5 protein-coding genes are annotated in these 8,487 nt (G+C 74.1%); 4 read left to right on the forward strand and 1 reads right to left on the reverse strand.

The genetic code is table 11. From position 1 onward, the window contains the following. Window positions 1-15: 15 nt before the first annotated feature. Together ACIRBX_RS18165 and ACIRBX_RS18170 are read left to right on the forward strand one after the other, a co-directional pair. Window positions 16-3,396 carry an error-prone DNA polymerase gene (locus tag ACIRBX_RS18165; protein ID WP_402297802.1) on the forward strand — a complete coding sequence of 1,127 codons (3,381 nt, stop codon included), beginning with the start codon at window positions 16-18 and terminating at the stop codon, window positions 3,394-3,396. 98 nt (window positions 3,397-3,494) lie between these two features. After that, window positions 3,495-4,034 carry a hypothetical protein gene (locus tag ACIRBX_RS18170; RefSeq protein WP_402297803.1) on the forward strand — a complete coding sequence of 180 codons (540 nt, stop codon included), beginning with the start codon at window positions 3,495-3,497 and terminating at the stop codon, window positions 4,032-4,034. On the opposite strand, the gene ACIRBX_RS18175 is transcribed toward ACIRBX_RS18170, so the two are convergent. Then, the gene (locus tag ACIRBX_RS18175) at window positions 4,021-5,799 is read right to left on the reverse strand and encodes a hypothetical protein (protein WP_402297804.1); all 1,779 of its coding nucleotides are present in this window, start codon (window positions 5,797-5,799) and stop codon (window positions 4,021-4,023) included. The two genes, ACIRBX_RS18170 and ACIRBX_RS18175, sit on opposite strands and share 14 nt — an antisense overlap. Window positions 5,800-5,969: 170 nt before the next feature. Here ACIRBX_RS18175 and ACIRBX_RS18180 point away from each other — a divergent pair, with 170 nt between their 5' ends. Next, window positions 5,970-6,503, forward strand: a complete 534-nt coding sequence (locus ACIRBX_RS18180; protein WP_402297806.1) for a DinB family protein — start codon at window positions 5,970-5,972, stop codon at window positions 6,501-6,503. A gap of 181 nt (window positions 6,504-6,684) precedes the next feature. Further along, window positions 6,685-8,361, forward strand: a complete 1,677-nt coding sequence (locus tag ACIRBX_RS18185) for a DUF885 domain-containing protein (protein WP_402297808.1) — start codon at window positions 6,685-6,687, stop codon at window positions 8,359-8,361. Window positions 8,362-8,487: the final 126 nt, after the last annotated feature.

Genomic DNA, 8,487 nt, shown 5'->3' on the forward strand with positions numbered 1-8,487 from the left:
ACCGGACACAGCACCATGGGCTTCACCAACCACCCGAAGACGCCTTGGCGCGACCTCGAACGCGCCATGGCCGGCGCCCGGCCCAGGACCGGCGACCGTACGGTCGTCCCCTTCCCGGGCACCGACCCCCGCCCCGAGACGGCCCCGGCCCCGTCACCGCCCGAGGGCGGCGCGGAGTGGGCCGAGCTGCACGTCCACACCACCTACAGCTTCCTGGACGGGGCCAGCGATCCGGCCGAACTGGTCGACGAGGCGGCGAGGTTGGGCATCGGCACGCTCGCGGTCACGGACCACGACGGCCTCTACGCGGCTCCGGCCTTCGCCGCCGAGGCCCGCCGCACCGGGCTGGCCACCGTCTTCGGGGCGGAGCTGACCCTGGACGCCGCGCTCCCCCCGACCGGCGTCGCCGACCAGGACGGCGAGCACCTGCTCGTCCTGGCCCGGGGCGCGGAGGGCTACCACCGGCTGGCCGGGCTGATCGGTGACGCCCATCTGGCCGGTGGCGCCAAACGCCGCCCCCGGTACGACCGCGAGCGGCTGGCCGGGGCACACGACGGCCACTGGGCCGTGCTGACCGGCTGCCGCAAGGGCGCCGTCCGGCGTGCCCTGGCGACCGAGGGCGTGACGGGTGCCGAGCGCGAACTCCGGCTGCTGGCCGACCGGTTCGGCCCGGAGAACGTCTTCGTCGAGCTGACCGACCATCACCTCCCCGGCGACGACGAACGCAACGACGCGCTGGCCGCACTCGCCGCCCGCACCGGCCTGGCTCTGGTGGCCACCACCGCTGCCCACCACGCCTCCCCCGCCCAGGGCCGGCTCGCCCAGGCGCTGGCCGCCCTGCGCCAGGGCCGCTCACTCACCGACGCCGAGGCGCACCTGGCGGCGGCCGGCACCGCCCACCTGCGCTCCCCCGCCGAGATGGCCCGCCGACTGGCCCCCTGGCCCGGCGTCCAGCGGGCCACCGTGGAGCTCGCCCACGGGCTGGCCTTCGACTTCCGGGAGCTCAAGCCCAAGATGCCCGGCTTCCCCGTCCCGGACGGCCACAGCGAGATCGGCTGGCTGCGCCGCCTCACCCTGGACGCCGCCGCCCGCCGCTTCGCCCCGGACAACGCGAAGGCGCACCGGCAGATCGCCCACGAGCTCGACGTGATCGAGCAGTTGGAGATGGCCGGGTACTTCCTGATCGTCCACGACATCGTGGCCTTCGCCCACCGCTCGGACATCTGGTGCCAGGGCCGGGGCTCGGCCGCCAACTCCGCCGTCTGCTACGCCCTGGGCATCACCAGCGTGGACCCGATCCACTACGACCTCCTGTTCGAGAGGTTCTTGAGCCCCGAGCGGGACGGGCCGCCCGACATCGACCTGGACATCGAGCACCGCCGCCGCGAGGAGGTGATCCAGTACGTCTACGACACCTACGGCCGCGACCACGCCGCCCAAGTCGCCAACGTGATCAGCTACCAGCCCCGGCTCGCGGTCCGCGACGCCGCCCGCGCCCTCGGCTACGCCACCGGCGACCTGGACCGCTTCGCCGCCGCCACCGGCTGGTACGAGCTGCCCCCGGACGGCACCGGAGTGCCGGACGACGTCCGGGAGTTGGCCACCGGGCTGCGGGGCCTGCCGCGCCACCTCGGGATCCACTCCGGCGGCATGGTGCTCACCCACGCCCCGATCGCCGAGACCTGCCCCACCGAGTGGGCCACCATGCCCGGCCGCTCCGTGCTCCAGTGGGACAAGGACGGCTGCGCCGAGGCCGGGCTGGTCAAGATCGACCTGCTCGGCCTCGGCATGCTCTCCGCCCTGCACGACGCCTGTGACCTGATCGAGCGTCACCACGGCCTCCGCTACGAGCTGGCCACCATCCCCCAGGACGACGAGGCCGTCTACGCGATGCTCGCCCGGGCCGACACCGTCGGCGTCTTCCAGGTGGAGTCCCGCGCCCAGGCCGGCGCGCTGCCGAGGATGCGCCCGCGGAAGTTCTACGACCTGGTGGTCCAGGTCGCGCTGATCCGGCCCGGTCCGATCCAGGGCGGCTCGGTCCACCCCTACATCCGCCGCCGCAACGGGCACGAGCCCGCCACCATCGCGCACCCGCTGATGGAGAAGGCCCTCACCAAGACCCTGGGTGTCCCGCTGTTCCAGGAGCAGATGATGCAACTGGCCATCGACTGCGCCGGGTTCACCCCCGCCGAGGCCGACGAACTCCGGCAGGCGATGGGCTCCAAACGCTCCCACCAGCGCGTCGCCGCCCTCCGCGAGCGCCTGCTCAGCGGGATGAGACAGCGTGGCATCCCGGACGAGGTCGCCGAGGACGTCTACACCAAGATCGACGCCTTCTCCGGCTACGGCTTCCCGGAGTCGCACGCCGCCTCCTTCGCGCTGCTCGTCTACGCCAGCGCCTGGCTCAAGCTCAAGTTCCCGGAGGCGTTCACCTGCGCGCTGCTGGCCAACCAGCCGATGGGCTTCTACTCCCCGCTCAGCCTGATCGCCGACGCCCGGCGGCACGGCGTCACCGTGCTGCCCGCCGACGTCAACCACTCCCACCCCGGCCCCACCCTGGAAGCCGTCGACCCGCCGCCCACCTCCGCAGGTCACCTCGGACCGGCTGGGGCTGGTGCACCAGGCACGCCGGGCAGGGCCGCTGAAGCGGGGGAACGGGATGGCGCAGGCGGTTCCTCCCCGCCCGCCGCCACCCGCCCCGCCATCCGGCTCGGCCTCGCAACCGTCCGGGGCCTCGGCGAGGAGCAGGCCGCCGCCATCACCGCCGGACAGCCCTACACCGGCCTGGAGGACTTCGCCCGCCGCACCGCCCTCCCGGCCCCCGCCCTCGAAGCCCTCGCCACCGCCGGGGCGTTCGCGAGCCTCGGGGTGACCCGCCGTCAGGCCCTCTGGTCCGCCGGCCTGCTGGCCCGCACCACCGACGCCATGCTCCCCGGCACCACCACCGCGCTCACTCCGCCCGACGGCCTGCCGGAGATGACCGCCGTCGAGGAGACCATCGCCGATCTCTGGGCCACCGGCTCCTCCGCCACCAGCCACCCCGTCCAGCACGCCCGCCCCCACCTGGTGCGCTGCGGCGCCCTGACCGCCACCGCCTTCAAGGACGAAGCCCCGCACGGCACTTCGGTGAGCGTCGGCGGCCTGGTCACCCACCGCCAACGCCCACCCACCGCGGGCGGGGTGCTCTTCCTCTCCCTGGAGGACGAGACCGGCCTGGTCAACGTCGTCGTCCAGCCCCACGTCTGGGAGCAGCACCGCAAGACCGCCCTCACCTGCGCGGGCCTGCTGGTCCACGGCACCACCGAACGCCGCGACGGCGCTATCAACCTCCTGGCCACCCGCCTCACCCCGCTGGTCCTCTCCGTCACCGGCCTGCGCAGCCGCGACTTCCGCTGACCCCGGCCGATTCCCGCCCCGGCCCGCCAGGAGCACCAGGACCGGCAGACTCGACAACCATGGTTTACATTCAGGAGCTCGGTAACTAAAGTTGTCACATGCTCCCCTCCGAGATCAGCCTCGAAGAACAAGTCGAACTCGACAAGGCGCTCTACGCCGTCCTCGAACCCCTCGCGTCGACCCTCCGGGCCCGGGCCTCCGGCCTGCCCGAGGCCCGAATGTGGGACGCCGACCCGGCCGAGGTGGCGCTGTCCGTGCTGGCCGCCTGGAAGGTGGTGGACACCGAGGTCAGGCGGCTGACGGCGGTCGCGGCGACCACCGCCGGGTCCTACGGCGCGAGCTACGAGCAGCTCGGCGGGGTCTGGGGGATCACCCGGCAGGGGGCCCGGAAGAAGTGGCCCGAGGCGGTCGGTCGCCCCGCCGAACGGGTCGGACTCGAACTGTTCGGCGGGACTGCGGAGTTGACCCGTGGGCCGGCCTCGGGCGCCGGGTGGCGGTGGAGCGGCGAGGGGGCCGACGGGACGTCCGGGGAGGCCGACCCCGACACCTCCTACCAGGCCATGGAGGAGGCAGCGGCGCACGCGGGAGCGTTCCTGAAGGAGCACTCCCGCCCCCGCCGAGCGGTCAGAGGGTCCTGACCCGGGGCGGTTCGCCGGTGGAGACGGAGAGTTCGCCCTGCTGGATCTGGACGTCGCAGCCCCGGATCAGCACGCCGTACTCCTTGGTGAGCGAGAGGCCGCTCTTGCCGGTGCTGGCACCGATGCCCTGCTCGAAGGTCACCCACCGCTTGAACTCGTTGATGCCGTGGAAGAGGATCCGGTCCGGCAGGGTGGTGAACAGCCGCTCGCCGTCCTGACTGAGCTTCATGCCGCCGCCGACGGTGAGTTCGCCCTTCACCCGGGCCGTGCCGGTCTTCAGCTCGTTGAGGTCCGCGACGCCGGCCGAGACGGTGCCCCAGTCCTGGCCGCCGTCCCGGCGGACGTTGATGCCGGAGCGGGGGAACTCGATCCAGCCGTCGGCGGCGTCGCGACCCTGCACCCACTTGGTGTTGACGCCGTTCAGGTCGGCCTTGTCGGCCGCCAGCACGCCCCACTCCTGGCCGCCGTCCTTGCGGACGTTCACCCCTGCCGCCGGGAAGTCGACCCAGCCGTGCCCGGCCGTGCGGTCGCCGACCCACCGGGTGTCCACGCCGTTCACGTCCACCCGGTCGCCGCTGAGCACGCCGAGCTCCTGGCCACCGTCCCGGTGCACGTTGATGCCGGAGTCCGGGAAGGAGGTCCAGCCGTGCCCGGCCGTGCGGTCACCGACCCACCGGGTGTCCACGCCGTCCACGTCGATCCGCTCGGCGGTGACCACGCCCCGGTCCTCGCCGGGGCCGTGCAGCACCTCCACCCCGCTGTCCGGGAAGCGGATCCAACCCGCCCCGTCGCCATGGCCCTTGACCTTCTCGGCCCGCACCTCGTGGACGTCCACGGTCCGGGCCGTCACCGTCCCCGGGCCGGCGTCGCGGCCGTCGACCAGCACGCCGTCCGGGGTGAAGACGGCCCGGCCCAGGCCCGCGCCGCCCTCGATCCACGGGGTGCGGGTGCCGCTCGCGAACTCGGGGACCAGGGCGTGCACGGTGGTGGTGAGGAAGTACCCGTGCTGCGGCTGCCCGTTGAGGCTGGTGCCGGCGATCAGGGTGTAGGTGGTGCCGCGCTTGGGCACCGGGATCGGGGCGGCGCCGGGGGTGGGCCAGAGGTAGGACTGGTCGGTCACCGGCCGGCCCGCCGGGGCGCCGAGGGCGACCGGCACGGTCTGCCCGTCCGGGAAGCGGATCCAGTAGTCGAGATTGCCCGGGCCGTCCCACTCCAGCTCGACCTGGGCGCCCTCGGGCAGGAGCGAGAGCTTCGGACGGAAGTTGCGCGGGACCCTCGGCACCTGCTTGACCAGGGCCAACGTGGTGACGAAGACGTCCGTCGGCATGGCCGCCGCCCCGTCACCGCCGCCGGTCCGCTCACCGACCGTCAGCCGGACCAGCCCGCCGCCCGCCGTGACGGGGACGTTCTCCAGCTTCAGGGTGAGCGACTGCTGACCCGGGAAGATCTGCTTGCTCCCCGGCCGGGTGGGGTGCTGGGCCCGGAACGCCTGGGCGTCCTCGTCCCAGGCGAGTACCGGATCGGCCGTGTCCCAGGGGGTGTTGTAGGTCGTGGTAATGCTCGGCCGGATGGCCGCCCGGTCGTCCGTCAGGTCGTCGGGGCCGGAGCCGACCGGGATCGCCAGGTCGATGTACCTCCACTCCACGTCCTCCTGGTGGGTGTTGGAGACGATCACGTACACCGTCCCCACGGACGGCCTTCCGTCGGAGGACGCCTGGAGGGACGTCGGGTCGGTGAGGATCTCGTAGCGCAGCAGAGACGGCACGGCGGGGTCTCCCTACCTCGGCGGCACACACACGGTGCGGATGCCAACAGTTCCGACAGTAGGCAGCCGCCACCCGCCGGACCCTGCGATTCCGGCGAGCTGGCCCGAACCGCTCCCCCACTGGCCGACCGCTGCCCCTCCACCCCACGGCGGCGTGGCAGACTCGCCCCATGAGCGATCACCTGCCCGAGCCGAGCACCCAACTCTCCGACCCCACCGAGCTGTTGCTCGGCTACCTGGACTACTACCGGTCCGCGATCGACGCCAAGCTGGCCGGCCTGCCGGAGGCCGAGCTCCGCACCAGCAGGCTCCCCTCCGACTGGAGCGCGCTCGAACTCCTCAAGCACCTCGGCCACATGGAGCGGCGCTGGCTGCACTGGGCCTTCCTCGGCGAGCCGGTCCCGGCGCCCTGGGGCGACCGGGGGCACGACCGGCAGAGTCCCGACGGCCGCTGGCAGGTCGGCCCGGACGACACCCTCGCGGAGCTGCTGGCCGCGCTGCACGCGGGCGGCGCGGACACCCGGGAGGTGGTGACCGGCACCCCGCTGGCCACCCCCGCCTCCCCCGGCGGGCGCTTCGCCGACGACGGCTCGCCGCTCCCGACCCTGGGCTGGATCCTGTTCCACGTCCTCCAGGAGTACGCCCGGCACGCCGGCCACCTGGACATCGTCCTGGAGCTCACCGACGGCCGCACCGGCGAGTAGCCGGACACCCGGAACGTCCGGGCCACCGCCCGCCGGGGCGCCCAGACCGGAGCACCACAGACCGAGGCGCCCCAGACCGGAGCACCACAGACCGAGGCGCCCCAGACCGGGGCACCCCAGGCCGGAGCACCGCTGCTCCGAACCGCCGCACGACCGGCCCTGGTTGAGCGAGGATGGCGCCATGGGAGACCGAACGATCACCGCACGCGCCATCGCCGACCGGCACCTCGACCAGGTGGCCGCCCAGGACCCGCTGGCGGCTGCCTGGCTGGGCCTGCACCCGGGCGGGGACCGGCAGCCGGACCTGTCACCGGAGGGCTTCGAGGCCCAGGCCGACACCGCCCGGCGGACCCTGGCCGCCCTGGACGCGGCCCCCGCCCCGGAGGACTCCGCCGACCGCAACTGCGCGAGCCTGCTCCGGGACCGCCTGAGCGCCGAACTCGCCCTGCACGACAGCGGGGAGAACTACCGTCAGCTGCGCAACATCGGCGCCCACGTGCACCAGGTGCGGGACGTCTTCACCTTCATGCCGACCGCCACCGAGGACGACTGGGCGGCGGTGGCCGGGCGGCTGCGCCACCTGCCCGGCGCCCTGGCGGGCTACCGCACCACCCTCGCCGAGGGCATCGACCGCAAGCTGCTCGCCGCACCCCGGCAGGCCGCCGCCGTGGTCGACCAGCTCACCGCCTGGACCGGGGAGGCCGACGGGAGCGCCGGCTGGTTCGCCGGCTTCGTCGCCGCCGGGCCGGAGCGGCTGCGCGGGGAGCTGGACGCCGCCGCCGCCGAGGCCACCGCCGCCACCGCCGCGTTCCGCGACTGGCTGCGGGACGGCTACGCGCCCGCCACCCTCGGCACCCCGGACGCCGTCGGCCGCGACCGCTACCGGCTGGCGGTCCGTCACCACGCGGGCGCTGACCTCGACCTGGACGAGGCGTACGCCTGGGCCTGGGAGGAGTTCCACCGCACGGCCGCCGAGATGCGCGCCGAGGCCGAGCGGGTGCTGCCCGGGGCCGGGGTGCTGGAGGCGGTCGACCACCTGCACCGCCACGGCCACGCGGTGGAGGGCGAGGAGGCGATCCGCGGGTGGCTCCAGCAGGTGATGGAGCAGGCCATCACCGCGCTGGACGGGACGCACTTCGACATCTCCGGCCCGCTGCGCCGGGTGGAGTCGCACCTCGCCCCGGCCGGCAGCGCGGCGGCGCCGTTCTACTCCGCGCCCAGCCTGGACTTCAGCCGCCCCGGCCGGACCTACCTGCCGACCCTCGGCCGGACCACCTTCCCGACCTGGCACCTGGTCACCACCTGGTACCACGAGGGCGTGCCCGGCCACCACCTCCAGCTGGCCCGCTGGACCGAGCTGGCCGGCGAGCTGAGCCGCTACCAGACCACGGTCGGCCGGGTGAGCGCGAACATCGAGGGCTGGGCGCTCTACGCGGAGCGACTGATGGACGAGCTGGGCCACTTCGAGGACCCGGCGCACCGGCTCGGCTTCCTGGACGAGCAGATGCTGCGCACCATCCGGGTGATCATCGACATCGGCATGCACCTGGGCCTGGCCGTCCCCGCCGACTCCGGCTTCCACCCGGGCGAGCGCTGGACGCCGGAGCTGGCCACCGCGTTCATGGCAGCCCACAGCGGCACCCCGGCCGGGAAGCGGGACAGCGAGATCGTCCGCTACCTCGGCTGGCCCGGCCAGGCGATCGGCTACAAGCTCGGCGAGCGGGTCTGGCTCCGGGGCCGGGAGGAGGCCCGGCGCCGCCTCGGCGGCGCGTTCGACCTCAAGCGCTGGCACACCGCGGCGCTGTCCCAGGGGTCGCTGGGCCTGGACGACCTGGCCGCCCAGCTGGGCACCCTCTGATCCGCCGCTGACCGTCCGTCACTCGGCCGGCGGGGCCCCCCCCCCGGCGCGGGGCCCCCCCCCACACCGCCCAGCATAACACAACAGACGGCGTGCGGTGCGGGGGGGGAGGTGGGGGGGAGGATT

The organism is Kitasatospora sp. NPDC096147 (assembly GCF_044763225.1).
Classification (GTDB): Bacteria; Actinomycetota; Actinomycetes; order Streptomycetales; family Streptomycetaceae; genus Kitasatospora.